Below are 24,101 nucleotides of genomic sequence, written 5' to 3'. Positions count from 1 at the left end.
ATATGCAAAAATTACCCTAGAAATTATATTCCATGGTAAATAAAAATATTTTTTCTATCTTTGTACAGAATTTTAAATCAATTAATCATGAAAAAAAACAAAATTATCTTTTATGTATCAACAGGGTTGTTAACCTTAATGATGCTTATGTCTGCAGGAATGTACTTTTTTAATAATGCAGAAATTTCTAAAATGTTTGAAGCATTCGGGTATCCAACGTATATTATTTATCCTTATGGAATTGCTAAAATTTTAGGTTTGGTAGCACTGTGGTTTTTTAGAGGTAAGTTTTTAAATGAATGGGCGTATGCAGGTTTTTTCTTTGCTTTTATTTTAGCATTTTTTGCTCATGTAATGATAGGAGATGGAGAGCAAATGGGAGCTTTAATAGCAATGGTTTTGTTAATTATATCGTATATTTTTAGTAAGAAGATAGATGGGTAAGCAGCAAGAATCTACAGTAAGGTTAACCAATAAAAATTATGTGGCGGAAGCTAAAATGAGGAGTCATTTTGCAGTTATCGATGAGCCAATAGAAGCTGGGGGAGACGATAATGCACCAACTCCTGTTGAGTATTTATTAACAGCAATTGGTGGATGTGTTTCTATTACGCTTCGCATGTATGCTGAACGAAAAGGATGGGATTTAGGTGAAATTACGGTTAATGTTCGTCAGAAAGAAGAGTTAACTTCCGAAGGAATAAAGAAATCTTTAATAGAGGAGGTTTCTTTTGAAAAAGAAGTAAACCAAGAGCAAAGAGATAAATTATTGGAGATCGCTGGGAAATGCCCTATAGCAAAAATGGTAAAAGAAGCTACTCCAATAGCAACTACTATAAAATAAAACATGAGTATGAAAAAAATAGCCGCATTTGCAGGTAGTACAAGTTCAACATCAATTAATAAACAATTAGCAACCTATGCAGCTCAACAGTTAGAAAATGTAGCTTTTGATGTGTTAGATTTAAATGCATATAAAGTGCCTATTTTTAGTGAAGATGTAGAAAGAGAAAATGATTATCCAGAAGGAGCACAGTTATTTAATGATGATTTAGATAAGTACGATGGATTTATTGTCTCTTTAGCAGAACATAACGGTTCATATGCTGCAGCATTTAAGAATTTATTTGATTGGACTTCACGTAAAAATAGAGAGGTTTTTAGAAATAAACCAGTATTGCTAATGGCTACGTCACCAGGAGGTAGAGGTGGAGCAGGAGTTTTAAGTACTGCAAATGGGACTTTTCCGCATATGGGAGCGAAAATAGTTTCAAATTTCTCTCTTCCAGTTTTTTATGATAACTTTAAAGAAGGAGAAATTGTAGCTGAAGACAAAAAGAATGAGTTAAAAGAAGCGGTTGCAACTTTTGAACAGGCTTTGTAATTCAATTACAAGTAATAATAACTAACAAAAAACAATACACTTATGGCGGATAACAGAGAAATTACAAAAGAGTATAGCAATGCAGGTTTAACAGTGTATTGGAAACCGAATACTTGTATTCATGCAAAAAAATGTTGGAAAGGGTTGTTACAAGTTTTTAATCCACAAAATAGACCATGGATTAATATGGAAGGAGCAACCACCAAACGTATTATGAAACAAATAGATGAATGTCCATCAGGTGCATTGTCTTATAAAATGAAGAATGAGGTTGTTGATGAAGCTAGTAAAGAAACTGAAGTGAAGTGTATGGAAAATGGACCATTAATGGTTATGGGAGATGTTCATATTACAAACTCAGATGGTTCTATAGAAAAGAGAACCAAGGTAACGGCATTTTGTAGATGTGGAGCCTCTACTAACAAACCTTTTTGTGACGGCAAGCATAGCGATGTAAATTTTGTAGGTTAATGGAAGTATTACAAGAAGATAACGGTAAAAAAGGAGCATTTTTTATTGAAGTAAACGGAAGTAAAGATGCTATTATGACCTACTCTTGGGCTGGAGATAATAAGATAATTATAGATCATACTGAAGTAGGAGATAACCTCCGAGGTAAAGGAGTAGGATATAAATTGGTAGAAGCGTCTGTTAATTTTATGAGAAAACAAGGTATTAAAGCTATTCCATTATGTCCATTTGCTAAAGCTGTTTTTGATAAAAAGAAAGAATACTCAGATGTATTGTTTTAGTATATTCACTTGTAGTATATTCCTTGGTAAATAAGTTTGTTTTTTGTAATTTTGTACTTGAAAGGAGGTAAATATGAAGATTATATTATACGGAAGAAAGGGGCATGCATATACGGTAGCTTACAAGAATTTTTTAAAATCTGCAGAAGTACCATTTGAATATAAAGATGTTTCAGAAGACAAAGACGCAAGAGAGCATTCTAAAGAGTTATATGACGGAGTAGTTAAATATCCAACACTATTTGTGAATGATGAAGTGTATTTAACGCCAACGTCAGAAACCTTCAATAAAATAATGCACGATTTAAAATTAAGAGGCTAAGTTTTAAAACACCTTAGTAGTTTTAAGAAAAACAAAGAATATAGTAAATGGGAGATATTTCAAAAGATATTAATTCAACATTTCCAAATAACAAAGTGAAAGCTTTTATCAATATTAAATATACAGCCAATTGGATTAATAGTAAGGAAAATGAATTTTTTAAACCTTACGGAATATCACCACAACAATACAATATTCTTAGAATTTTAAGAGGAGCAAAAGAACCTACTAAAGTCCAAGTTATAAAAGATCGCATGATAGAACGAGCTCCTAATGCAACTCGTTTAATGGATAAATTATGCGATAAAAAATTGATTGAGCGCGTTCGTTGCGATCACGACAGACGAGTGGTTTATATTAGTATATCCAATCAAGGATTAGAGTTATTAAAAACGATAGATGAGAATATCGATTTTGATTTTATTAATAATCTTTCCGAAGAAGAAGCAATTCAATTAAGTAATTTGTTAGATAAGATTAGGTAAAAGCTATTCTTACTAGAATGGGAAGAGCAAAAATTTAAATAAATATTTTCCATGGAAAATAAAGTAAACGAAAGTAAATAATGAAAAATTTAAAAACTATACAACATAAAGTAGGAAGTCCATTAGTAAGTATGGGACCCGTAAGATTACGTCAACCTTTACCAACAGAAGGAATAGAAATGGTAGATCCATTTTTACTCCTACATCATTATGGACCTTATGCTATAAGTGTGTTTAACAATCCGTTCGATTTAGGTCCGCATCCGCATAGAGGATTCGAACCCATTACCTTACTTTTCAAAGGAGAACAATTGCATAGAGATTCATTAGGGAATGAAATGTTGGTAAAAGCAGGTGATGTACAATGGACAACAGCAGGAAGGGGAATTATTCATGCTGAAGGACCTTCAAAAGAATTTGTAAAAAGAGGAGGAGAGTTAGAAGGAATTCAGTTATGGTTAAATCTTCCAGCAGAAAAGAAAATGATGCCAGCAAATTACCAACATCTAAAAAGTGAGGAAATTCCAGTTGTTGAAAATGAAGGAAAAACTATACAATTAAAAGTAGTAGCAGGGAATCAAAAAGGAGTTTTTGGACACATAAAAACTCAAACAGAAGTAAATGTGTTTACTGTAAAAACCCAAGATTCTGGAAAAATGCTAGTTGATATTCCTTTAAATCATGAATCATTAATATACCTGTTAGAGGGAGAAGTAATGGTAAATAATGATGCAACACTAAAAAAAGGAGCTACGCAAATGCTAACTTTTCATCAATATGGTACTGTTATAGAGCTTGAAGCGAAAAAAGAAAGTACTTTGTTAATACTATCAGGTGAGCCAATTAAAGAAAAAGTGGCTTCTTGGGGACCGTATGTAATGAATACACAAACCGAAATAATGGAAGCCTTACGTGATTATCAAAAAGGTAAGATGGGATATTTATATTAACTATAAACTGAACCTCATAATTTTATTATGAGGTTTTTTATTTTCTAAAAAATTGTATCTTGCAAAATATTATGCATGCATAATAAAATATTAAAACAATCAACCAGATGGCAAAATACAAACACATTTTCGAACCTTTAGATTTAGGTTTTACCACGTTAAAAAACAGAATTTTAATGGGGTCAATGCACACAGGTTTAGAAGAAGAGAAAAATGGTATTGAGAAGATAGCAACTTACTATGCAGAACGTGCAAAAGGAGGAGTAGGGTTGATCGTTACTGGTGGTATAGCTCCAAATATTCAAGGATGGACGGCACCATTTTCTGCTCGAATGAGCACAAAAAAGCATGCAAGAGAACATAAGAAAATTACCGAAGCGGTACATAAAGAAGGAGGTAAGATTTGTATGCAAATATTGCATTCTGGTCGTTATGGATACCATCCGTTTAGTGTAGCACCTTCTAAAATTCAAGCGCCTATTAATCCTTTCAAACCATTTGCCTTAAAGCAATCGGGTATCAAAAGAACTTTGAAAGATTTTGTTAACTGTGCAAAATTATCTCAAGAAGCAGGGTATGATGGGGTTGAAATCATGGGGTCGGAGGGATATTTAATAAATCAATTCATTGTTACGAGAACCAATCAAAGGAAGGATAATTACGGAGGAAATTATGAAAATAGAATTCGTTTAGCAGTAGAGATTGTTCGTAAAACTCGTGAAGCTGTAGGTGAGAATTTTATTATTATTTACCGTTTATCAATGTTAGATTTGGTAGAACAGGGAAGTTCTTGGGAAGAAGTGGTGCAACTAGGAAAAGAAATTGAAAAAGCAGGAGCTACCATTATAAATACAGGAATTGGTTGGCATGAAGCAAGAATTCCTACCATAGCAACTTCGGTTCCTAGAGCAGCGTTTACATGGGTAACTAAAAAAATGAAAGAAGAATTATCAATTCCTCTAGTAACTTCTAATAGAATAAATATGCCAGAAACTGCTGAGAAAGTTTTAGCAGAAGGTGATGCAGATATGATTTCGATGGCACGTCCATTTTTAGCAGATCCAGAATGGGTAAATAAAGCTAAAGAAGAACGCGATGATGAAATCAATACGTGTATTGCTTGCAATCAGGCGTGTTTAGACCATGCTTTTCAAAAGAAAGTGGCTAGTTGTTTGGTAAATCCGAGAGCATGTCATGAAACAGAATTAAATTACAATCCAACAGAAAAGAAAAAGAAAATTGCAGTGGTTGGTGCTGGTCCTGCAGGTTTAGCTGCTGCTACAGTAGCTGCTCAAAGAGGACATAATATAACGTTATTTGATGCTGATTCAGAAACTGGAGGGCAATTTAATATTGCAAAACAAATTCCAGGAAAAGAAGAGTTTTATGAAACTATTAGATATTTTAATAAACAAATAGAACTACATAAGGTTAATTTACAGCTAAATACCAGAGTAAATGCAGATGATTTGGCTAGAGGTAATTTTGATGAGGTTATTTTAGCTACAGGAATTACACCAAGAACACCAAGAATAGAAGGAATTGAACACGAAAAAGTATTGACATATATTGATGTTGTAAAACATAAGAAACCAGTAGGTAAACGAGTAGCGGTTATTGGTGCAGGAGGTATTGGTTTTGACGTTTCTGAATATTTAGCACATGAAGGAGAAAGTACTTCTCAAAACATTGATGCTTGGTTACAAGAGTGGGGAATTGACAAAACCTTAGAAGCGAGAGCAGGCATCGAAGGTGTTACACCAGAATTCCATCCATCACCAAGAGAAATCTTTATGTTTAAACGTAGTAAAGGTAAGTTTGGTGGAAAATTAGGAAAAACAACAGGTTGGATTCATAGAGCAGTACTAAAAAAGAAAAAAGTACAGTTTATTAATGAAGTAGAATACACAAAAATAGATGATGCAGGATTACATTATATGCAAAATGAAGAGCAAAAAGTATTACCAGTAGATAACATTATTATTTGTGCAGGACAACTACCATTTAAAGAGCTGTTAGAACCTTTGCAAGCAAAAGGAATTACTACACATGTAATTGGAGGAGCTGATGTTGCTGCTGAGTTAGACGCTAAAAGAGCCATAAATCAAGGTAGCAGATTAGCTGCAGAAATTTAGTTTTATATAAATTTAAAATCACTTAAAAAGTCTTGCTTAAGCAAGACTTTTTTGTTTGTAATCAAAAGCTTGATAGTGAAAAATTCTAAATAATTACCGATATTTGTAGCTCACATTTTTTGAAAAAAGTAAATTATGGCAATGAATAAAAATACGGTACTAGGATGGGCAACGCTTATAATGGTTTTAATGGGGATTTTACTTATTGGATTGGCAGTATTTAAGTACGATGAAATAGCAGGATACGGATTTGGTGCTGTTGGTTTAGGTTTTTTTGCAAATGCATGGGTATTTAATGCCTTAAAAGGACGAGTTTAATTAAGAAATTATAAAAATGAGCGACGATAAAAAAGTCATTTTTTCAATGAACAAGGTCTCTAAGACCTATCAAAGTACAGGAAAACAAGTTTTAAAAGATATCTACTTAAGCTTCTTTTACGGTGCTAAAATTGGTATTTTAGGTTTAAACGGTTCGGGTAAATCTACTTTATTAAAAATTATAGCAGGTGTAGAGAAAAATTATCAAGGAGATGTAACTTTTTCTCCTGGATATAAAGTTGGGTACTTAGAACAAGAACCTCAATTAGATGAAGATAAAACAGTTTTAGAAGTTGTAAAAGAAGGAGTAGCAGAAACAGTGGCTATTTTAGATGAATACAACAAGATAAACGATATGTTTGGGTTAGAAGAAGTGTATTCTGATCCAGATAAAATGGACAAGTTAATGGCGCGTCAAGCAGAGTTGCAAGATAAAATTGATGCTTCTAATGCTTGGGAACTTGATACCAAGTTAGAAATTGCTATGGATGCTTTACGTACTCCTGAAGGTGATAAGAAAATTGGAGTATTATCAGGAGGAGAGCGTCGTCGTGTAGCGTTATGTCGTTTATTATTACAAGAACCAGAGATTTTATTATTAGATGAGCCAACTAACCACTTAGATGCAGAATCTGTACATTGGTTAGAGCATCATTTAGCACAATATAAAGGAACGGTAATTGCGGTAACGCACGACCGTTATTTCTTAGATAATGTTGCAGGTTGGATTTTAGAACTGGATAGAGGAGAAGGTATTCCATGGAAAGGAAATTACTCATCTTGGTTAGATCAAAAATCGAAGCGTTTAGCACAAGAAAGTAAAACAGCTTCTAAACGTCAAAAAACGTTAGAACGAGAGTTAGAATGGGTTCGTCAAGGAGCAAAAGGTCGTCAAACAAAGCAAAAAGCACGTTTGAAGAACTATGAAAAATTGATGAGTCAAGATCAAAAACAAACGGAAGAAAAATTAGAAATCTATATTCCAAATGGTCCGCGTTTAGGAACGAATGTAATTGAAGCCACAAGAGTTTCTAAAGCCTACGGAGATAAATTATTATATGAGAATTTAGAATTCAATCTTCCACAGGCTGGTATAGTTGGAATCATTGGTCCGAACGGAGCAGGTAAGACAACTATTTTCAGAATGATTATGGGTGAAGAAACACCAGATGCAGGAAGTTTTTCAGTCGGTGAAACGGCTAAAATTGCTTATGTAGATCAGTCTCATTCAAATATTGATCCTGAAAAAACAATTTGGGAAAACTTCTCTGAAGGTCAAGATTTAGTAATGATGGGAGGTAAACAAGTAAATTCTAGAGCTTATTTAAGTCGTTTTAATTTTTCAGGAAACGAACAGAATAAGAAAGTAGCAACTTTATCGGGAGGAGAACGTAACCGTTTACATTTAGCAATGACTCTAAAAGAGGAAGGTAATGTACTATTATTAGATGAGCCAACAAACGATTTAGATGTAAATACTTTACGAGCTTTAGAAGAAGGTTTAGAAAACTTTGCAGGATGCGCGGTAGTAATTAGTCACGACCGTTGGTTTTTAGACCGTATTTGTACGCATATTTTAGCTTTTGAAGGTGATAGTCAAGTGTATTTCTTTGAAGGTTCTTTCTCTGATTATGAAGAAAACAAGAAAAAACGTTTAGGAGGTGATTTAATGCCAAAACGTATTAAATACAAGAAATTAATCAGATAATTGATTAGTACATTAAGTATAAAAAATAAAACTCGAAGTTAGCAGCTTCGAGTTTTTTCTTTCTTTTTCATTAACAATTATCCCCTCAATGTTAAACTGCTTAGTAGATAGTTTTTCATAGTATAGTGAATTGTGTTAATTGTAATAATTTAACAACTATCATTCCGAAAGAATAAAAAACATCAAATTATTTTAATAAATACTTAATTTAAAATAATTATAATTAAAAAGTGTTGATTTTTAATTGGTTATAGTTGAAGTTTGTTTATTGCTTCAAAAAAATCTTTTTTATAGGTTTCTCCAATAGGTAGGTTTTTTCCATTGGATAAATAAACCGTCAAAGAATCTGTTTTATTTATGTTTTGAATTGATACAATGAAAGATTTATGAATCTTAATAAAATTTTTAGAAGACAATTCTCTTTCAAAATGTTTTAAAGTACTGTAAGTGATTATTTGTTTATCTTTTAAATGAACAGAAACGTAATTTTTTAAGCTTTCTATGTATAAAATATCTTTGGTGTATACTTTTTCAAAATTGTTTTTACCATCTGTTTTTATAAAAATAAATTCAGCAAAAGAATTAATTGTAGTATTTTCTTTTTCTGTAGATTTAATTTTTAAAATAGCACTGTAAAAGCGTTCAAATTCAAAAGGTTTTAAAAGATAATCTACAGCGTTTAATTCATAACTTTCAAGTGCAAATTGAGGGTATGCAGTGGTAAAAATAACATGAACTTTATTTTTTACAATTTTTGAAAGTTGTATACCAGTAATATTAGGCATTTGTATATCTAAAAAGACCAAATCTAAATCTTCTTTTTCAATACTACTTATTGCTTCTATAGGATTTGTAGTTGAACTTATCAATTCTAAAAAAGGTACTTTTTTAACATACGATTCTAACAATCGTATTGCTGGAGCTTCATCATCAACAATTAGACATTTTATAGTTTTCATAGTTAGTTGTTTTTAATAGGAATTTTTAAATATGTAGTATAAATATTGTTGATTTCATTAGTATTAAAAGTAAATTCATTCTCAAATAAGAGTTCTAATCGTTTTCTTAAGTTTTCTTTTCCTATGCCAGTACTACTATAGTTTTTTACATTTGAAACTGTATTTTTAGTATTAAGTTCTAGAAAATATGAATTTATTATAATTGAAATTTCAACAGGATTATTTTCATCATTAATAATACCATGTTTGCAAATATTTTCAATAAAATGTATAAAAACTAAGGAAGGTATTTGTTGATTTTTAATCTCTCCTTTAATAGTTAAGTTTAAAAACAAGTTGTTTTCAAATCGCTTTTTATAAAAATAAATATAATCCTTAATAAATTTGAGTTCTTTTGATAAAGGCATAAAATCTTTATGTGCTTCATAGGTAAGATAACGCAGTAATTCTGATAATTTATGAATTCCTTTCGCAGTTTCTGGTTGTGTTTCAGCTAATTCAGAATAAAATACATTAAGTGTATTAAATAAAAAATGAGGTTCTAATTGAGTTTTCAAAGCATCTAATTCAGCCTTTTTGTGCTCTAATTGTAATTGGTGAATTTTATTCTTGTTTTCTAGAAAACGAAATAACAAATAAATAAAGGTGCTAAATAGAATTACTTTTAAGCTGTAATACGAATTATCAAAAATATAATACCAAAAGGTACGTGAACTATCTGAGTAGTTATGAAATCCACCAATAGAAAAAACAATTACTTCTTCTAAAAGAAATCGAATTCCAGCAAACAGGAAGAATAATAAAAGTTGGCCCAAAATAAAATAAACTAAATTCTTTTTTGCTAAAGTTTTAGGACAAATAATACCTACGTTAATTGCATAAACACTAAAAAAAGTAATGTAGAATGTAGTTTTATACAATAAACCAAGTTGAATGTTTGAAAAGAAGCGGTCATGTCCTCCAGTAACATAACCTCTAAACAAATCCATACTAATAATAATAATACCTAAAGCAAGATGGTATTTAAATGTGTTTTTTAATTCCATAGTTCAAAAGTAGGTATAAAGGTAACTTTCTTTTTCTTTTTAAGATATACTTCTCTTTTTTTAGGACGAAAAGGTAAAACTATACAACGAAATCAATGGTGTAATTTTTTGTAGGATTGATATAATATATTATGGTGTTAATTGAATCTAAAGTTTTGAGTTGAATCTTGTAAATACTTTTGAAGTATAAAACTCAAAACATATAATCATGAAATCAAGAATTTTAATAATCATTTTATTTATTACTGCTTCATTATTTGCTCAAAAACAACAGATAGATGAGCATTTTAAAAATATTAAATCGTCAGATTTGTTAATTCTAGGATCTTTCCATTTTGCTAATCCGAGATTAGACTCCTATAAACCAAAATATACAGTTGATATTTTTTCAGAAAAAAGGCAAAAAGAATTAAGAGAATTACTTGATGTTGTAAAAAAATACAACCCTACTAAAATTGGGGTAGAATGGAAAGCAGATAAACAACAAAAATTAGATTCTATATACAATGCCTATTTAAAAGGAGATTTTAAATTAAAGGCTAACGAGATTTATCAAGTAGCTTTTAGGTTAGGGAAAGAATTAGGACATAAAAAAATATATGCTATTGATGCAGAATCAAGAAGTTTTAAAAGTGATGTAACAGAAAAAGAGTACGAAGAAAAAAAGAACTATTATGTCCAAAAAGCAGGTTTAGAGAAGGTGAAAAGAGAAATGGAAATCAACGACACCTATTTTAGTTTATATGAAAAAGGAGATAAGTTAAAAACTGAATTGTCTTTGTTAGAGTATTTTAAAATAATGAACAATCCTGATGAGATAAGTCATAATCACGGTCATTATTTAATAGGGGAATTTAAAATGGGAGAGGCAGAAAAAGGAGATTATTTTGGAGCGGATAATTCAATCTGGTGGTATAGCAGAAACTTACGAATTTTTCAAAATATTCTAAATATGAATAATCCAGGAGAAGATAAAGTTTTTGTGCTAATGGGAGCAGGACATTTGTCAATCTTAAATTTTTTAGCAAAATCTTCGGTAGATTTTAATTTTAAAACTTTAGAAGATATTATTAAGTAACAATAAAATAAAATATAATGAGAACAAAATATTTAATACTGTCAGTTTTAGTGTTATTAGCTACCTCTTGTACAAAACAAAAGACTAAGGAATCTATTAAGGGAAAAATTAGTAAGCAAGAAATATTAAAAGATGCAAAGAAAATTCCAGTTTTAAATTTTGGTACTTTTCATATGGGATTTACCAATGATGAAAATAAAACTGAATTTGATGAACATGATAAAAAAAATCAAGAAGAAGTACATAAAATAGCTAAACTATTAGCAGAATTTAAACCCACAGTAATTATAGTTGAAACTCCACCTTCATATAATGAAAAGTTACAGTCGTTGTATAAACAATATATTGATAATCCAGAAATGAAATTTAAAAGACCAGATGAAGTAGAACTTTTGGCATATGAATTAGGAAGTTTATCAAACACTAAAAGAGTTTATGGTATTGATTATAAGATGAGTTATAACTATAATATAGGAACCCAGATAAAAAATGAAATTGATTCTGTAATGCATGATGCATATTATAAAAATCCATTTGCTTTTTATGATAAGATTGAGGATGATAGAGATGAAAAAAGCTTGTTAAGTAAACTAAAAATGATGAATCACGACCAATATCTTGATTTCTTAATTACTGTAAATGCTGATATGTTAACACATGTTGGAACAAAAGATAATTTTGAAGGAGCAGATGAAGCTGCAAAATATTATCAAAGAAATTTAAGAATGTATTCAAATTTAAACAGAATTTCTCTTAATAAAGACGATCGTGTATTTATATTGATGGGAGCAAGTCATACGGCTTTTTTTAGAGACTTTATAAGTAGAAGTCCAAAGTATACAATGGTGAATACTTTTGATTATTTAAAATAGGTAGATAAATCTATATCAAAAAAAACCTCGCAATTTGCGAGGTTTTCTTATATCTATTTTTTTGACTTTTGTTTCTAAAAATTCAAATATATAATTCTTATAAGTGAATAACTTCATCATAAGCATCAGCAACTGCTTCCATAACAGCTTCACTCATTGTTGGGTGAGGGTGGATAGCTTTTAACACTTCATGACCAGTAGTTTCTAATTTACGAGCAACAACAGCTTCAGCAATCATATCCGTAACACCAGCACCAATCATATGACATCCTAACCATTCACCATATTTAGCATCAAAAATTACTTTTACAAACCCATCAGGAGTTCCAGCAGCTTTAGCTTTACCTGAAGCAGAGAATGGGAATTTACCAACTTTTAATTCGTATCCTGCTTCTTTAGCTTTCGCTTCAGTTAAACCAACAGAAGCAATTTCTGGAGTTGCATAAGTACATCCAGGAATGTTTCCGTAATCGATAGCTTCTGTATGAACACCCGCAATTTTTTCAACACAAGTAATTCCTTCAGCAGAAGCAACGTGCGCTAATGCAGGACCAGGAGTAACATCACCAATAGCGTAATACCCAGGAATGTTTGTTTGATACCAATCGTTTACTAAGATTTTATCTCTATCGGTAATAATTCCGACATCTTCCAATCCGATGTTTTCAATATTTGTTTTAATTCCAACGGCAGATAAAACAACATCCGCTTCTAAAATTTCTTCTCCTTTTTTAGTTTTAACAGTAGCTTTTACTCCATCACCAGAAGTATCAACTGATTCTACAGAAGAACTAGTCATTACTTTAATTCCAGCTTTTTTGAAAGAACGTTCCATTTGTTTCGAAACATCTACATCTTCTACAGGAACGATGTTTGGCATAAACTCAACTACAGTTACATCAGTTCCCATTGAGTTGTAGAAATGAGCAAACTCAACTCCAATAGCACCAGAACCTACTACAATCATCGATTTTGGTTGCGTTGGCAAACTCATAGCCTCACGGTAACCGATTACTTTTTTACCATCCTGTGGTAAGTTTGGTAACTCACGAGAGCGTGCTCCTGTTGCAATAATAATATGGTCAGCACTGTATTCTGTTACTTTTCCATTTGTATCTGTAACATCAACTTTTTTTCCAGGTTTTACCTTTCCAAATCCGTCGATGATATCAATTTTATTTTTCTTCATTAAGAACTGAACACCTTTGCTCATTCCTTCAGCAACACCACGACTACGTTTAATAACAGCTTCAAAATCTTTATCGATTGCTTCTGCTTTTAATCCGTACTCATCAACATGTTTTAAATAATCATATACTTGAGCAGATTTCAATAATGCTTTGGTAGGAATACATCCCCAGTTTAAGCAAATTCCACCTAAGTTTTCCTTTTCAACTACAGCAGTTTTAAAACCTAATTGTGATGCTCTAATGGCTGTTACATAACCTCCAGGACCACTTCCAATTATTAGTACGTCGTATTTCATGATGTTTATTTTTCTTGTTGTTTGTTTATTTTAGTTTGAAAGTAACAAAGGTTCAAAGTTACATAGTTTACAGTCTAATTTATTGTTACATTTTCAAATTAATTCATTGTTTTATTAAATATTACATTCTCTCAGGAACCTGAATTCCTAATAAAGTGAATGCAGATTTTATAGTATCAGCTACTTTTTTAGATAACTGAACTCTAAATACTTTTTTATCTTGATTTTCTTCCCCTAAAATAGATACGTTTTGATAGAACGAGTTAAACTCTTTAACCAAATCGTACGTGTAATTCGCAATTACCGCAGGTGAATAATTACTTGCAGCTTGCTGAATTACTTCAGGGTATAATTCTAATTGTTTGATTAACTCTTTTTCTTTCTCGTGTAACTCAACACTTACTTTTGCTGAATAGTCAAAATCAGTCTTACGTAAGATAGATTGAATTCTTGCATAGGTATATTGTACAAAAGGACCTGTGTTTCCTTGGAAATCTACGGATGCTTGTGGGTCAAACAAAATTCTCTTTTTAGGATCTACCTTTAAAATGAAGTATTTTAAAGCGCCTAATCCGATAATTTTATATAATTCCTCTTTTTCTTCAGTTGAGTATCCTTCTAACTTCCCTAACTCTTGTGAAATTTCACGAGCTGTGTTGGTCATTTCATCCATTAAATCATCGGCATCAACTACAGTTCCTTCACGAGATTTCATTTTTCCAGAAGGTAAATCAACCATTCCATAACTTAAATGGAATAATTGTTTCGCCCAAGAATAACCTAATTTTTGTAAGATTAAGAATAACACTTTAAAGTGGTAATCTTGCTCGTTACCTACGGTATAAACCATTCCGTTTACATCAGTGAAATCTTTAGAACGTTGAATGGCAGTACCAATATCTTGCGTCATATACACGGCAGTTCCGTCTGAACGCAACACTAGTTTTTCATCTAATCCTTCTTCAGTTAAATCACACCAAACAGATCCGTCTTCTTTTTTGTAGAAAACCCCGTTTTGCAATCCTTCTTCAATAATATCTTTTCCTAATAAATAGGTATTGCTTTCGTAGTATAATTTATCAAAGTTAACACCAATGTTTTCATAAGTAACGTCGAATCCTTTATACACCCATCCGTTCATCATTTCCCAAAGGGCAACCACTTTTTCATCTCCAGCTTCCCATTTACGCAACATTTCTTGTGCTTCAACAAAAAGTGGAGCTTGTTTTTTAGCATCATCTTCAGAAATTCCTTTAGAAACTAATTCTGAAATTTCTTTTTTATATTCTTGATCGAATTTTACATAGTAATTACCAACCAATTTGTCACCTTTCAATCCCGTTGATTCAGGAGTTTCGCCATTTCCAAATTTTTCCCAAGCTAACATCGACTTACAAATGTGGATACCACGGTCGTTGATAATTTGTGTTTTGTAAACTTTATGTCCCGCAGCTTTTAAAATTTCAGCAACAGAATAACCCAATAACACATTACGAACGTGCCCTAAGTGTAGAGGTTTGTTAGTGTTTGGAGACGAGTACTCAACCATACGAGCATCGTTTTCGTCCTCTTTTACAAAACCATACGTTTCATCAGTTACTATTTGGTTAAAAAAGTTTACATAAAAAGAATCATCAACAACCAAATTTAAAAAACCTTTTACAACGTTGTAGCTGGTTATTTCGTTGATGTTTTCAACCAAATATTTACCTAAATCTTCACCAATTTGAACAGGATTTCCTTTTTTGTACCGTAATAAAGGGAAAACAACAACGGTAATATCGCCTTCAAAATCTTTACGGGTTGCTTGAAATTCAACTTCAGGAATTTCTACATCATACAAGGCTAAAAATCCTTCTTTTACTTTCGCTTCAATTAACGATTGAATATTCATTGGTTCTTTTTAGATTATCAGGCAAAATTAGTGTTTTTAATTTTTTCTTCCCACGATTTCACTGATGATTTTTTGAACGAAAGAAATGATTTACTTCTAGGTTGCTTTTGTACCTTTGCGATATGGATAAAGACCTTGAAAACTTATCGAAATTATCGAAAGACGCTCTACAAGAAAACAAAAAATATTTTCAAAAGCTAAAAAAGCGTACGCCAAAGCGATTAGATTTACTAATGCAAGAATTGCACGAAGAAGAGTTTAAACGTACCGATTGTTTAGCATGTGCGAATTGTTGTAAAACAACCTCGCCAATTTTTACTGAAAAAGATATTGAACGTATAGCAAAACATCTGCGAATGAAAGTGATTGATTTTACAAATCAGTATCTACGAAGAGATGAAGATAATTTTATGGTATTACAATCGGCTCCGTGTACTTTTTTAGATGAGTCTGATAATACGTGTTTTATTTATGATGTACGTCCTAAGGCTTGTTCAGAATATCCACATACAAACCGTAAAAAGTTTATCCAGTTAGCTGATTTAACAATTAAAAATACAGAGGTTTGTCCTGCAACGTATCGAATTGTTGAAGAATTGAAAAAAAGATTGCCCTAAAAATTAATAAAGTGATTTAACAATTCCGATAAGAACTACAACAACGATAAGTAAAAGGATAAATATAATAGTATTAGCAAAAGCCATTAATAATGATTCGGCTTTGTTTTGAGTTTTAATAACCCTGTATATTTGAAGCATTATAAATAGATATATTACTGGGTCAAAAATTAAGGGAGCTCTAAAACAAAAGTGACTAACTGTAGCTAAAAGAGTAGCTTGCCCAATAAAAAAACAACTTACAGCTAATAGTTCTGTAAAATTATATCTTTTTAAAAATAATTTTAAGGATATTGCTAAAGGAACAATAGAAAAAATCCAAAAATATTTTAAATAAGTTCTTATAAAAACACCTATTTGATAACTAATAGATCTTAAAGGATTACTAGAAGATTCAATATGACTAGAAGCTTTTTGAACATTTAAAAAATTTGCTGCAATCAGGTATATAGTTATTGATATAAACAGGAATGAAATAGGATTAAATATACCTTTTCTTTTTCCGTTTAAGTATTCTGTTATAAATATTTTAGGGTTATTAAATAAGGCTTTTATATTAAATAAAAAACCTTTGTCCATATTGGTTATTATTGAAAAAGAATCTTTTATAAAACTTGTAAAGTTTATAGGAGCATTATTGCCTTTTTCACCACAATTTGAACAGTAATTTTCATTATGTTCTTTTCCACAAGAAATACAAGTCATAAAATACAAGTTTATTAGCTGAATTTATACAATGTTTTGTAACAAAACTAAGAGAATTATTTAGTTGAAAGTAGCTTTTTGTTTTTTTCTTGGTTTCTTATTTAAAACAAGAGCATATCATTAAACTAGTTTGGGTTATAATTAATAATTTCTCTATTTTTAGAAAAAAAATATAACACATTGGAAACCCTTGTAAATTACTTCGAAACGATCCCATCAACGCATAGAGCACTTATTTTAACTGGAGGAATTACTTTTTTTTGGTTGATAGAAATTGCGGTTCCGCTTTTTAGTTTTAAATATAATAAGTGGAAACATGCTTTCCCTAACTTGTTTTTTACTGGTACAACAGTAATCATAAATTTTATGTTAGCTTTTTTGCTACTTAAAACATCGGATTGGGTAGTTGCAAATAATTTTGGGTTGATTAACTGGCTACCAGAAATGCCTTTGTGGTTGTATGTAATTTTAGGTGTGTTATTTTTAGATTTTTTCGGAGCATATCTAGCACATTTAGTTGAGCATAAGGTAAAGCCTTTGTGGATGGTACATTTAGTACACCATTCTGATCATAAGGTAGATACAACCACAGCAAATAGGCATCATCCTATTGAAAGTGTTATTCGTTTTGTGTTTACTTTAATAGGGGTTTTTTTAGTAGGAACTCCAATTGCAATTGTAATGTTGTATCAGTCGTGTTCTTTACTATTAACACAATTTAATCATGCAAACATTAAATTACCTAAAAAATTAGATAGAGCATTGAGTTACATTATTTGTTCACCAGATATGCACAAAGTGCATCATCATAATTTGTTACCATATACCGATTCTAACTACGGAAATATATTTTCTATTTGGGATCGCTTATTAGGTACCTACATGGAATTAGATCGTGAAAAAATTGTGTACGGAGTTGACACTTTTCCTGATGAAGAAAAGAATTCTAGTTTGAAAGAATTGCTAAAGCAACCGTTTCAAGGTTATAGAAGACCGACTAATTTAGATTAACTTAATAGATAGAGATAGCTAGTTATGGTTTTATAAAACTATATTGTCCATTTACAGTATAATCGCCAATATTAACTTCACAAAAAATAAATACTATTTTTTCTGGATCGTTTTTAATATAAATTTTGGTATCCGTTGTACTTACAGCTCCTTGAGGAAAGTAGTTGTAGAAGCCATTGTAATCTTGTATTTTAATTTTTACTTGATTTGAAGAAGGAATGGAATATTGATCAAACTCATATACGCCTTTATATGTTCCTGATAATGGTAATTCTTTGTCTAGCTCATTTAGTAGTATAATAAAACGAATAATTGAATTTGAAGAAGAAGCTATAAATTCAATATTACCATCATTAAAACTGCTAGGGTCATTCATTTCAATGTTGTCAAAATTTAAAGCTTGGTAAGAACTATATATTGGATCAATATGGTTATCAAGTGAATGTGTACAAGGAGCTTCCTTTTGTGTAGTGAAAGATTTAGTACTTCCAAAAACAATTTCACCATTAGCATTTTGGGCAAAAGCCTTATAGAAATATTCTGTATTGCTAGTTAAGTTAGTTAAAGTTGTGTAAGAAATACCGAAACTAGGATCTAAATAAATTGTGTTAATATTGCTTTCTAACCTTTCATCTGTACCCCAAATAAAACCTAAATCAGAATATGCGGTTTCTTTTCCGTCAGCAATATCTCCAGCTGTAAGTATCGCTTCTTCTGCAAGAACATTGATTCTTGCTTGGTTTAAAGAAACTCTTTGCGCATATTTAGTTTCAATATTAGGAAGGATAAAATCAACTTTATTATCTGTCGAGTCATCTAATTGACTAGTGCAACTAAGATTTAATAAGAATGATAGTAATATTAGAGAAAGAGGGAATTTATTTTTCATATTGTTTTTGAGAGCAAATATAAAAAGATAAATTTAGTAACTCTTTTTATTTTTTTCGACCATCTCTAAAACATGCTTACCTCTCGCAGCACAACCTTTACTTTCGTGTATCACTTTTGTTCGGATAATGTGTTCTAATTCTGGATGAACCCATTTTTTTTCTAATCCAAAGTAGTATAAAGTGCTCATGGTATAAGCTTTTACAGCAATTTTTTGTTTGGTAATAAGCCAATCAAACCCAGTTTCAACTATCAAATCAATATGTTGTTCAGTAAGTTTTAGTTTTACTTTGTTATCTGTTTTAGAAGTATACGCAGTAGCTAATTGCTCACATATTTTTGCGCAAGGTCTTATAGCACTATCGTAATGTACTTGAGCTAAATTTTCAGTAAAAACATTTAAATACGGTAATATATTTTCAATACCGTGATGTGTGCAAATCCATTCCAACACCCAAGCAGCTTTAATTGATAGTTTATTGTCAATATTAAAAGTCAATTCAACCAAGTTTTTAATAAGTTTTGGGTTTTCTAATACAATATTTGATGCCTTTTCTCTGTTTACTCTAGCAGCATTGTCAACATCATTCAATACAGAAATTAAAAAATCAGCATTCATATTGGTATGGTTTATGTAAATTTGAATGGTAAAAGAAATAATAGCATGATAAATATAAAAAGGATATTTTCAACAACAGTTCTATTGTCAACATTTTTTATTACTACAACTCAAGCACAAAAAATAAATCAGTTTGATGCTAACGGAAAGAGAGATGGAGTTTGGAAAAAGTATTATGATGAGAATAAAAATGATATTCGATATTCAGGTGAATTTAAGAATGGAAAAGAAGTAGGAATGTTTAAATTTTATGAACGAAATTCTTACGGAGTTCCATCAATAACTAAAAATTTCTCAACAAAATCTGATAGTGCTTTTGTTCAGTTTCTTACGCCTAAAGGAAAAGTGAAAACTAAGGGTTGGAGTATAGGGAAGAAAAGAGTAGGTAAATGGACGTATTTTTTTACCGATGGAAAACTTTTTTCAGAAGAAGAATATGTTGATGGAGAATTACATGGTGTTGTTAAGAATTATTATAGAAACGGAAATCTTACCGAAGAAACTAATTACAAGAACGGTAAGAAAAACGGATTGTCTAAAATTTTTACTGAAGCAGGTATCTTAATAGAGGAAGTATTATATGTTGATGGAAAGTTAGATGGAGAAGGAAAATACTATGATTTAAAAGGAAATTTGAAAGAAAAAGGAATGTATAAAAATGGTAAAAGAGACGGTAAATGGCAGTTTTATATGGACGGTGAAGTAGTTACTGATAAACGAAAAAGAACCGTACATTCCATTCCAAAAAACTAAAATACAACCTAAGAAACTAAAACGTTTATTATTTCGTAAATTTGCAGCTTCAAAAGTATAAAATGCAAAGAGTAGTAGTAGGACTTTCTGGAGGTGTAGATAGTAGTGTAACCGCTTATTTATTAAAAGAGCAGGGTTACGAAGTTATTGGGTTGTTTATGAAAAACTGGCATGATGATTCGGTAACCATTTCTGATGAATGCCCGTGGTTAGAAGATAGCAACGACGCTATGATTGTTGCCGAAAAATTAGGAATTCCTTTTCAAACAGTTGATTTAAGCGAACAATACAAAGAACGTATCGTAGACTATATGTTTAACGAATACGAAAAAGGTCGTACACCAAATCCTGATGTGTTATGTAACCGTGAAATTAAATTTGATGTGTTTATGCATATCGCATTAAGTTTAGGAGCCGATTATGTAGCTACGGGGCATTATTGTAGAAAAGCTGAAGAAATTATTGAGGGAAAGCCTGTTTATAAATTATTAGCAGGAAAAGATGGAAATAAAGATCAATCGTACTTTTTATGTCAATTATCACAAGAACAACTTTCTAAAGCGTTATTTCCAATAGGAGAATTAACCAAACCAGAAGTTCGTGAAATCGCAAAAGAAGCTGATTTAATAACTGCAGATAAAAAAGATAGCCAAGGATTGTGTTTTATTGGTAAAGTAAGACTTCCAGATTTCTTACAGCAAAAACTACAACCTAAAGAAGGAAAAATTGTTCAAATTCCTGCTGATTTTGAACAGTATACAAAATCAACCCCAAGGTTTGAAAACAAGGAGGCAGAGCTTGAATATTTCTCAACTAAATATTCTTATCTTAAAGAAGATGGGAAAGTAGTAGGAAAACACCAAGGAGCACATTATTTTACCAAAGGGCAACGAAAAGGATTAGCAGTAGGCGGAACAAAAGAACCGTTGTTTGTAATAGAAACCGATGTAGATACTAACATTATTTATACAGGAGAAGGTAAAGATCACCAAGGATTGTATCGTAATGTGTTATTTGTGTCGAATGAAGAGTTGCATTGGGTTCGAGAAGATTTAGCTTTAGATACTGGTGAAACCATGGAAGTTGAAGCTCGTATTCGTTATCGCCAACCATTAGAAAAAGCTGTTTTATATAAAGTTGAAAACGGATTATATGTAGAATTTTCAACTCCGCAATCGGCAATTCAAGAAGGGCAATTTGTAGCTTGGTATAAAAATGAAGAATTATTAGGTTCTGGAGTGATTTCTTAATAAAATAAAAGAGAAAGAAAATTATTATGAAAAAAGTATTGCTATTATTTATTTATTTTATAACCTTTCAAGGTTATTCTCAAAAAGATTCAATTGTAAATTATTTAGGAAGAAAAGGGGTGGTGATAAAGGATAAATCAAAGGCTACAGCTTTTGAAATTATCACAAAGAAGAATGATACTTTATGGTTAACAAGAAGATTTAGGAGAAATGGTAAAATGTTTGCTTATTGGCACACAAGTGATAGAGGAAGAGAAAACAAAATTGGAGAGTCTATATTACTTAATAATTTAGGAAAGGTGTCTACTATGTATTTTTATAACAATAAGGGAAAAAAGCATGGTAGGTATATAAGTTGGTTTGATAATTCTAAAAGAAATACAGAAGGTCTTTTTTTGAACGGATCTAAAGAAGGAGTATGGAAGTATTATCGTTTTAATGGAAGTATAGCTTCAAGAGTTTTTTATAAAAAAGATTCAGTAGTAAAAAAATATTTCTATAATGAGAAGGGCATGATGATAGACTATGATGAAAATTTTTGTGGAGTTAAAGCTAAATTTAAAGGAGGTGAAAAGAAGTTCAATAGTAAAGTTCAAAACATTGTAGATAATTTAGGCTATAAATTAAAAGGTAAGGTCTTTGTAAGTTTTAATGTTGATATTAATGGTAGAATTACAAATGTGAGGATTGATGAAAAATTACCAAAAAAATTAGAAGCTAGAATAATATCTTTTTTTGAAAAAATTGAAGGTTGGGAACCTGCTCTTCATATGAACAGAAAAATACCAGTGAATTTCTCAATAGCATTAAATTTTAGAGAGTAATGCAAAAAAAAATAACCAAACTATTTAATATACAATACCCAATTATTCAAGGAGGAATGATTTGGGTTTCAGGATGGGAGCTTGCGTCTGCTGTTTCAAATGCTGGCGGATTAGGTTTAATCGGTGCTGGTTCCATGTATCCAGAGGTATTGCGTGAGCACATTCAAAAGTGTAAAAAAGCAACTGACAAACCTTTTGGTGTAAATGTACCAATGTTGTATCCAGATATTGAAAAAATTATGGATATTATCGTTGAAGAAGGTGTAAAAATCGTCTTTACTTCTGCAGGAAATCCTAAAACATGGACTAACTTTTTAAAAGAAAAAGGAATCACAGTTGTACATGTGGTTAGTTCGGTAAAGTTTGCTTTAAAAGCAGAGGAAGCAGGAGTAGATGCAGTAGTTTGTGAAGGTTTTGAAGCTGGCGGACATAATGGACGTGAAGAAACAACAACGTTCACCTTAATTCCGATGGTAAAAGAGAAAGTTAAAATTCCTGTAATTGCCGCAGGAGGAATAGGATCGGGTAGAGGTATGCTAGCAGCGATGGTATTGGGAGCCGATGGAGTACAGATAGGAAGTCGTTTTGCTGCTACTATTGAATCCTCTGCGCATGAAAATTTTAAGCAAACAATTGTTGATGTTAAAGATGGTGATACCCATTTAACGTTAAAAGAATTGGCTCCTGTTCGTTTGGTTAAAAACAAGTTTTATCAAGAAGTACAAGAGTTATATCAACAAAAACCAACTATAGAGCAGTTAAAAGAATTGTTAGGACGTGCTCGTGCTAAAAGAGGAATGTTTGAAGGTGATTTAGAAGAAGGAGAGTTAGAAATTGGTCAAGTTGCAGGATTAATTCACGAGATTAAATCTGCTAAGGAGGTTGTTGAAGCTATTGTTGCGGAATATGAACAAGTGAAAAAAGAACAGTTATTTTAATAATAGAACGATTGTTAAGTTTTTCGTCATAACGAGGAGTTGTAACGACGTGGTTATCTCGTAAAAATATTTTAATAAGATTGCTTCGCTACACTCGCAATGACGATTTAATTTGAATTTTTAGTTTTTATAAAATCAGAAATTAAATAACTGATGTATTTTCCTACTTGTCCGTTGGCGATATCATCTTTCATTACAGCTGGAGCACCTTCACAAATATGCAGATAAGAAGCATGCTTGTTTTTCCCGAAGAAATGAATAAATCTTCTAGCTTGTTGTGGTGTAAATCCACTCGGAGTCATCGCACTACTTGGAAAATTTTGAATACAATCTAAATCTATTTCTATACCAAAAGGTTGGTCTTGTATAAAATTTTCAGCACGTTGTAACTCACTTTCAAAAGAAGTTGATTGATACACTTCTAGTTCTTCATATAAATTGTAATCTAAGTTAACATTGCTATGAATCTCATCAAAAATATATTGCGGAGTATAATTTTCGTGCAATCCAAACATAAAATATTTGTTTACGTACTCATGTGCTATAGCGTACGAAAAACCGTTACCGCTATGACGTTCTTCTAAACGACGTAAATCGGTATGTGCGTCTAAATTAATTACGTTTATCGGTTGATTTTTTCCTTCTGAAAGCCCTTTTAAATTTCCGTAAGCATTGTTATGTCCACCTCCAATAACAATTGGAATTTTACCTGAGTTAACTATTGTTTTTACAATTTCAGATAGTTTTTTATCAATAGCTTTTACCAAATAATCACCTTTTTCACGATCAGAGCCGTCAAATTTTTCGACTTCTTCTGTATAATCTAAATATCCAAGAACAAGAATATCTTTTCCATTGATAAACTGATTTTGTTGCGTGTTTAAAAATGATTTTAAAGCTGGTATAAAAGCAGTGTGTGCGCCACCGTTTCCATAATTCATTTTTACACCAATATCTTCAGGAAGACCAATGATAACATAGTTTGCAGTTGTTTCAGATAAAGCGTCTAAACTTGTTGTAGTTTGAATAACCTCACCTAGTTTTGTTTCTCCTTCACGAGGATTTACAAATTTTTGGATGTCTTCTTCGTTGAATATTCTTAGCATT

General features: G+C 31.2%; 27 protein-coding genes. 19 read left to right on the top strand and 8 right to left on the bottom strand.

Features of this window, described 5'->3' with window-relative positions:
* Positions 1-87 precede the first annotated feature (87 nt).
* The 11 genes from ACKTST_RS07685 (at position 88) to ettA (ending at position 8,054) form a co-directional block, all read left to right on the top strand.
* Positions 88-444 carry a DoxX family protein gene (locus ACKTST_RS07685; RefSeq protein WP_408047164.1) on the top strand — a complete coding sequence of 119 codons (357 nt, stop codon included), beginning with the start codon at positions 88-90 and terminating at the stop codon, positions 442-444.
* The gene (locus ACKTST_RS07680; protein ID WP_408047163.1) at positions 437-844 is read left to right on the top strand and encodes an OsmC family protein; all 408 of its coding nucleotides are present in this window, start codon (positions 437-439) and stop codon (positions 842-844) included. The genes ACKTST_RS07685 and ACKTST_RS07680 overlap by 8 nt, the downstream gene beginning before the upstream one ends.
* 9 nt (positions 845-853) lie before the next feature.
* A complete protein-coding gene (locus tag ACKTST_RS07675; protein WP_408047162.1) occupies positions 854-1,384 on the top strand; it encodes an NADPH-dependent FMN reductase in 531 nt (176 codons plus the stop codon).
* A gap of 42 nt (positions 1,385-1,426) precedes the next feature.
* Positions 1,427-1,855: a (4Fe-4S)-binding protein gene (locus ACKTST_RS07670; protein ID WP_408047161.1), complete on the top strand. Its 429-nt coding sequence runs from the start codon at positions 1,427-1,429 to the stop codon at positions 1,853-1,855.
* Positions 1,855-2,136, top strand: a complete 282-nt coding sequence (locus tag ACKTST_RS07665) for a GNAT family N-acetyltransferase (protein ID WP_408047160.1) — start codon at positions 1,855-1,857, stop codon at positions 2,134-2,136. Before ACKTST_RS07670 ends, ACKTST_RS07665 begins: the two co-directional genes overlap by 1 nt.
* Before the next feature lie 73 nt (positions 2,137-2,209).
* Complete coding sequence (locus tag ACKTST_RS07660) at positions 2,210-2,458, top strand: glutaredoxin family protein (RefSeq protein WP_408047159.1); 249 nt, start codon at positions 2,210-2,212, stop codon at positions 2,456-2,458.
* A gap of 47 nt (positions 2,459-2,505) precedes the next feature.
* Positions 2,506-2,943, top strand: coding sequence for a MarR family winged helix-turn-helix transcriptional regulator (locus ACKTST_RS07655; RefSeq protein ID WP_408047158.1), 438 nt, complete (start codon positions 2,506-2,508; stop codon positions 2,941-2,943).
* An 80-nt stretch (positions 2,944-3,023) separates the two neighbouring features.
* Positions 3,024-3,893: a pirin family protein gene (locus ACKTST_RS07650; RefSeq protein ID WP_408047157.1), complete on the top strand. Its 870-nt coding sequence runs from the start codon at positions 3,024-3,026 to the stop codon at positions 3,891-3,893.
* Between the two features lie 107 nt (positions 3,894-4,000).
* Positions 4,001-6,028, top strand: coding sequence for an oxidoreductase (locus ACKTST_RS07645; protein ID WP_408047156.1), 2,028 nt, complete (start codon positions 4,001-4,003; stop codon positions 6,026-6,028).
* Between the two features lie 141 nt (positions 6,029-6,169).
* Positions 6,170-6,346, top strand: a complete 177-nt coding sequence (locus tag ACKTST_RS07640) for a CAL67264 family membrane protein (RefSeq protein WP_231128403.1) — start codon at positions 6,170-6,172, stop codon at positions 6,344-6,346.
* Positions 6,347-6,362: 16 nt separating this feature from the next.
* Positions 6,363-8,054, top strand: coding sequence for an energy-dependent translational throttle protein EttA (gene ettA, locus ACKTST_RS07635; protein WP_408047155.1), 1,692 nt, complete (start codon positions 6,363-6,365; stop codon positions 8,052-8,054).
* A 248-nt stretch (positions 8,055-8,302) separates the two neighbouring features.
* Here ettA and ACKTST_RS07630 read toward each other — a convergent pair whose 3' ends face one another.
* Positions 8,303-9,013, bottom strand: coding sequence for a LytR/AlgR family response regulator transcription factor (locus ACKTST_RS07630; protein ID WP_408047154.1), 711 nt, complete (start codon positions 9,011-9,013; stop codon positions 8,303-8,305).
* A gap of 2 nt (positions 9,014-9,015) precedes the next feature.
* Positions 9,016-10,059 (bottom strand): sensor histidine kinase, encoded by a 1,044-nt coding sequence (locus tag ACKTST_RS07625; RefSeq protein ID WP_408047153.1) that lies wholly within the window; start codon positions 10,057-10,059, stop codon positions 9,016-9,018.
* 208 nt (positions 10,060-10,267) lie between these two features.
* On the opposite strand from ACKTST_RS07625, the gene ACKTST_RS07620 reads away from it, so the two are divergent.
* Positions 10,268-11,137: a DUF5694 domain-containing protein gene (locus ACKTST_RS07620; protein ID WP_408047152.1), complete on the top strand. Its 870-nt coding sequence runs from the start codon at positions 10,268-10,270 to the stop codon at positions 11,135-11,137.
* 17 nt (positions 11,138-11,154) lie between these two features.
* Positions 11,155-12,009, top strand: coding sequence for a DUF5694 domain-containing protein (locus tag ACKTST_RS07615; RefSeq protein WP_408047151.1), 855 nt, complete (start codon positions 11,155-11,157; stop codon positions 12,007-12,009).
* Between the two features lie 97 nt (positions 12,010-12,106).
* Here the strand turns inward: ACKTST_RS07615 and lpdA are convergent, their stop codons facing one another.
* Both lpdA and argS read right to left on the bottom strand, forming a co-directional pair.
* Positions 12,107-13,495 (bottom strand): dihydrolipoyl dehydrogenase, encoded by a 1,389-nt coding sequence (gene lpdA, locus ACKTST_RS07610; protein ID WP_408047150.1) that lies wholly within the window; start codon positions 13,493-13,495, stop codon positions 12,107-12,109.
* A gap of 121 nt (positions 13,496-13,616) precedes the next feature.
* Positions 13,617-15,389, bottom strand: a complete 1,773-nt coding sequence (gene argS, locus ACKTST_RS07605) for an arginine--tRNA ligase (protein WP_408047149.1) — start codon at positions 15,387-15,389, stop codon at positions 13,617-13,619.
* A gap of 122 nt (positions 15,390-15,511) precedes the next feature.
* On the opposite strand from argS, the gene ACKTST_RS07600 reads away from it, so the two are divergent.
* Entirely contained in the window at positions 15,512-16,006 is a 495-nt protein-coding gene (locus ACKTST_RS07600; protein WP_408047148.1) for a YkgJ family cysteine cluster protein, read from the top strand.
* 3 nt (positions 16,007-16,009) lie between these two features.
* Here the strand turns inward: ACKTST_RS07600 and ACKTST_RS07595 are convergent, their stop codons facing one another.
* The gene (locus tag ACKTST_RS07595; RefSeq protein ID WP_408047147.1) at positions 16,010-16,711 is read right to left on the bottom strand and encodes a DUF3667 domain-containing protein; all 702 of its coding nucleotides are present in this window, start codon (positions 16,709-16,711) and stop codon (positions 16,010-16,012) included.
* Between the two features lie 180 nt (positions 16,712-16,891).
* Here ACKTST_RS07595 and ACKTST_RS07590 point away from each other — a divergent pair, with 180 nt between their 5' ends.
* Positions 16,892-17,722, top strand: coding sequence for a sterol desaturase family protein (locus ACKTST_RS07590; RefSeq protein ID WP_408047146.1), 831 nt, complete (start codon positions 16,892-16,894; stop codon positions 17,720-17,722).
* A gap of 22 nt (positions 17,723-17,744) precedes the next feature.
* Here ACKTST_RS07590 and ACKTST_RS07585 read toward each other — a convergent pair whose 3' ends face one another.
* Positions 17,745-18,611 carry a hypothetical protein gene (locus ACKTST_RS07585; protein WP_408047145.1) on the bottom strand — a complete coding sequence of 289 codons (867 nt, stop codon included), beginning with the start codon at positions 18,609-18,611 and terminating at the stop codon, positions 17,745-17,747.
* 33 nt (positions 18,612-18,644) lie between these two features.
* Positions 18,645-19,229 (bottom strand): adenylosuccinate lyase, encoded by a 585-nt coding sequence (locus ACKTST_RS07580; protein ID WP_408047144.1) that lies wholly within the window; start codon positions 19,227-19,229, stop codon positions 18,645-18,647.
* Between the two features lie 84 nt (positions 19,230-19,313).
* Between ACKTST_RS07580 and ACKTST_RS07575 the strand changes: the two genes are divergently transcribed.
* The 4 genes from ACKTST_RS07575 to ACKTST_RS07560 all read left to right on the top strand — a co-directional run bounded on the left by ACKTST_RS07575 (position 19,314) and on the right by ACKTST_RS07560 (position 22,994).
* Positions 19,314-19,982, top strand: coding sequence for a toxin-antitoxin system YwqK family antitoxin (locus ACKTST_RS07575; protein WP_408047143.1), 669 nt, complete (start codon positions 19,314-19,316; stop codon positions 19,980-19,982).
* Positions 19,983-20,044: 62 nt separating this feature from the next.
* Entirely contained in the window at positions 20,045-21,232 is a 1,188-nt protein-coding gene (gene mnmA / locus ACKTST_RS07570) for a tRNA 2-thiouridine(34) synthase MnmA (RefSeq protein ID WP_408047142.1), read from the top strand.
* 26 nt (positions 21,233-21,258) lie between these two features.
* The gene (locus ACKTST_RS07565; RefSeq protein WP_408047141.1) at positions 21,259-22,056 is read left to right on the top strand and encodes an energy transducer TonB; all 798 of its coding nucleotides are present in this window, start codon (positions 21,259-21,261) and stop codon (positions 22,054-22,056) included.
* Positions 22,056-22,994 carry an NAD(P)H-dependent flavin oxidoreductase gene (locus tag ACKTST_RS07560; protein WP_408047140.1) on the top strand — a complete coding sequence of 313 codons (939 nt, stop codon included), beginning with the start codon at positions 22,056-22,058 and terminating at the stop codon, positions 22,992-22,994. Before ACKTST_RS07565 ends, ACKTST_RS07560 begins: the two co-directional genes overlap by 1 nt.
* A gap of 107 nt (positions 22,995-23,101) precedes the next feature.
* Here the strand turns inward: ACKTST_RS07560 and ACKTST_RS07555 are convergent, their stop codons facing one another.
* The gene (locus tag ACKTST_RS07555) at positions 23,102-24,100 is read right to left on the bottom strand and encodes a formimidoylglutamase (RefSeq protein ID WP_408047139.1); all 999 of its coding nucleotides are present in this window, start codon (positions 24,098-24,100) and stop codon (positions 23,102-23,104) included.
* Position 24,101: the final 1 nt, after the last annotated feature.

It is taken from the genome of Tenacibaculum crassostreae (genome assembly GCF_964512405.1).
Classification (GTDB): domain Bacteria; phylum Bacteroidota; class Bacteroidia; order Flavobacteriales; family Flavobacteriaceae; genus Polaribacter; species Polaribacter crassostreae.
Note: the sequence above shows the minus strand (reverse complement) of the source record. Positions and strands in the feature narration are given on the sequence as shown.

What these genes read in the sequence shown, in the direction of transcription:
- ACKTST_RS07620 (WP_408047152.1), top strand. Translation starts at nt 10,268, where the DNA reads ATGAAATCAAGAATTTTAATAATCATTTTATTTATTACTGCTTCATTA.
- ACKTST_RS07580 (WP_408047144.1), bottom strand. Translation starts at nt 19,229, where the DNA reads ATGAATGCTGATTTTTTAATTTCTGTATTGAATGATGTTGACAATGCT.
- ACKTST_RS07555 (WP_408047139.1), bottom strand. Translation starts at nt 24,100, where the DNA reads ATGCTAAGAATATTCAACGAAGAAGACATCCAAAAATTTGTAAATCCT.
- ACKTST_RS07670 (WP_408047161.1), top strand. Translation starts at nt 1,427, where the DNA reads ATGGCGGATAACAGAGAAATTACAAAAGAGTATAGCAATGCAGGTTTA.
- lpdA (WP_408047150.1), bottom strand. Translation starts at nt 13,495, where the DNA reads ATGAAATACGACGTACTAATAATTGGAAGTGGTCCTGGAGGTTATGTA.
- ACKTST_RS07665 (WP_408047160.1), top strand. Translation starts at nt 1,855, where the DNA reads ATGGAAGTATTACAAGAAGATAACGGTAAAAAAGGAGCATTTTTTATT.
- mnmA (WP_408047142.1), top strand. Translation starts at nt 20,045, where the DNA reads ATGCAAAGAGTAGTAGTAGGACTTTCTGGAGGTGTAGATAGTAGTGTA.
- ACKTST_RS07560 (WP_408047140.1), top strand. Translation starts at nt 22,056, where the DNA reads ATGCAAAAAAAAATAACCAAACTATTTAATATACAATACCCAATTATT.
- ACKTST_RS07595 (WP_408047147.1), bottom strand. Translation starts at nt 16,711, where the DNA reads ATGACTTGTATTTCTTGTGGAAAAGAACATAATGAAAATTACTGTTCA.
- ettA (WP_408047155.1), top strand. Translation starts at nt 6,363, where the DNA reads ATGAGCGACGATAAAAAAGTCATTTTTTCAATGAACAAGGTCTCTAAG.
- ACKTST_RS07685 (WP_408047164.1), top strand. Translation starts at nt 88, where the DNA reads ATGAAAAAAAACAAAATTATCTTTTATGTATCAACAGGGTTGTTAACC.
- ACKTST_RS07625 (WP_408047153.1), bottom strand. Translation starts at nt 10,059, where the DNA reads ATGGAATTAAAAAACACATTTAAATACCATCTTGCTTTAGGTATTATT.
- ACKTST_RS07655 (WP_408047158.1), top strand. Translation starts at nt 2,506, where the DNA reads ATGGGAGATATTTCAAAAGATATTAATTCAACATTTCCAAATAACAAA.
- ACKTST_RS07660 (WP_408047159.1), top strand. Translation starts at nt 2,210, where the DNA reads ATGAAGATTATATTATACGGAAGAAAGGGGCATGCATATACGGTAGCT.
- ACKTST_RS07600 (WP_408047148.1), top strand. Translation starts at nt 15,512, where the DNA reads ATGGATAAAGACCTTGAAAACTTATCGAAATTATCGAAAGACGCTCTA.
- ACKTST_RS07615 (WP_408047151.1), top strand. Translation starts at nt 11,155, where the DNA reads ATGAGAACAAAATATTTAATACTGTCAGTTTTAGTGTTATTAGCTACC.
- ACKTST_RS07585 (WP_408047145.1), bottom strand. Translation starts at nt 18,611, where the DNA reads ATGAAAAATAAATTCCCTCTTTCTCTAATATTACTATCATTCTTATTA.
- ACKTST_RS07565 (WP_408047141.1), top strand. Translation starts at nt 21,259, where the DNA reads ATGAAAAAAGTATTGCTATTATTTATTTATTTTATAACCTTTCAAGGT.
- ACKTST_RS07640 (WP_231128403.1), top strand. Translation starts at nt 6,170, where the DNA reads ATGAATAAAAATACGGTACTAGGATGGGCAACGCTTATAATGGTTTTA.
- argS (WP_408047149.1), bottom strand. Translation starts at nt 15,389, where the DNA reads ATGAATATTCAATCGTTAATTGAAGCGAAAGTAAAAGAAGGATTTTTA.
- ACKTST_RS07680 (WP_408047163.1), top strand. Translation starts at nt 437, where the DNA reads ATGGGTAAGCAGCAAGAATCTACAGTAAGGTTAACCAATAAAAATTAT.
- ACKTST_RS07645 (WP_408047156.1), top strand. Translation starts at nt 4,001, where the DNA reads ATGGCAAAATACAAACACATTTTCGAACCTTTAGATTTAGGTTTTACC.
- ACKTST_RS07675 (WP_408047162.1), top strand. Translation starts at nt 854, where the DNA reads ATGAAAAAAATAGCCGCATTTGCAGGTAGTACAAGTTCAACATCAATT.
- ACKTST_RS07630 (WP_408047154.1), bottom strand. Translation starts at nt 9,013, where the DNA reads ATGAAAACTATAAAATGTCTAATTGTTGATGATGAAGCTCCAGCAATA.
- ACKTST_RS07650 (WP_408047157.1), top strand. Translation starts at nt 3,024, where the DNA reads ATGAAAAATTTAAAAACTATACAACATAAAGTAGGAAGTCCATTAGTA.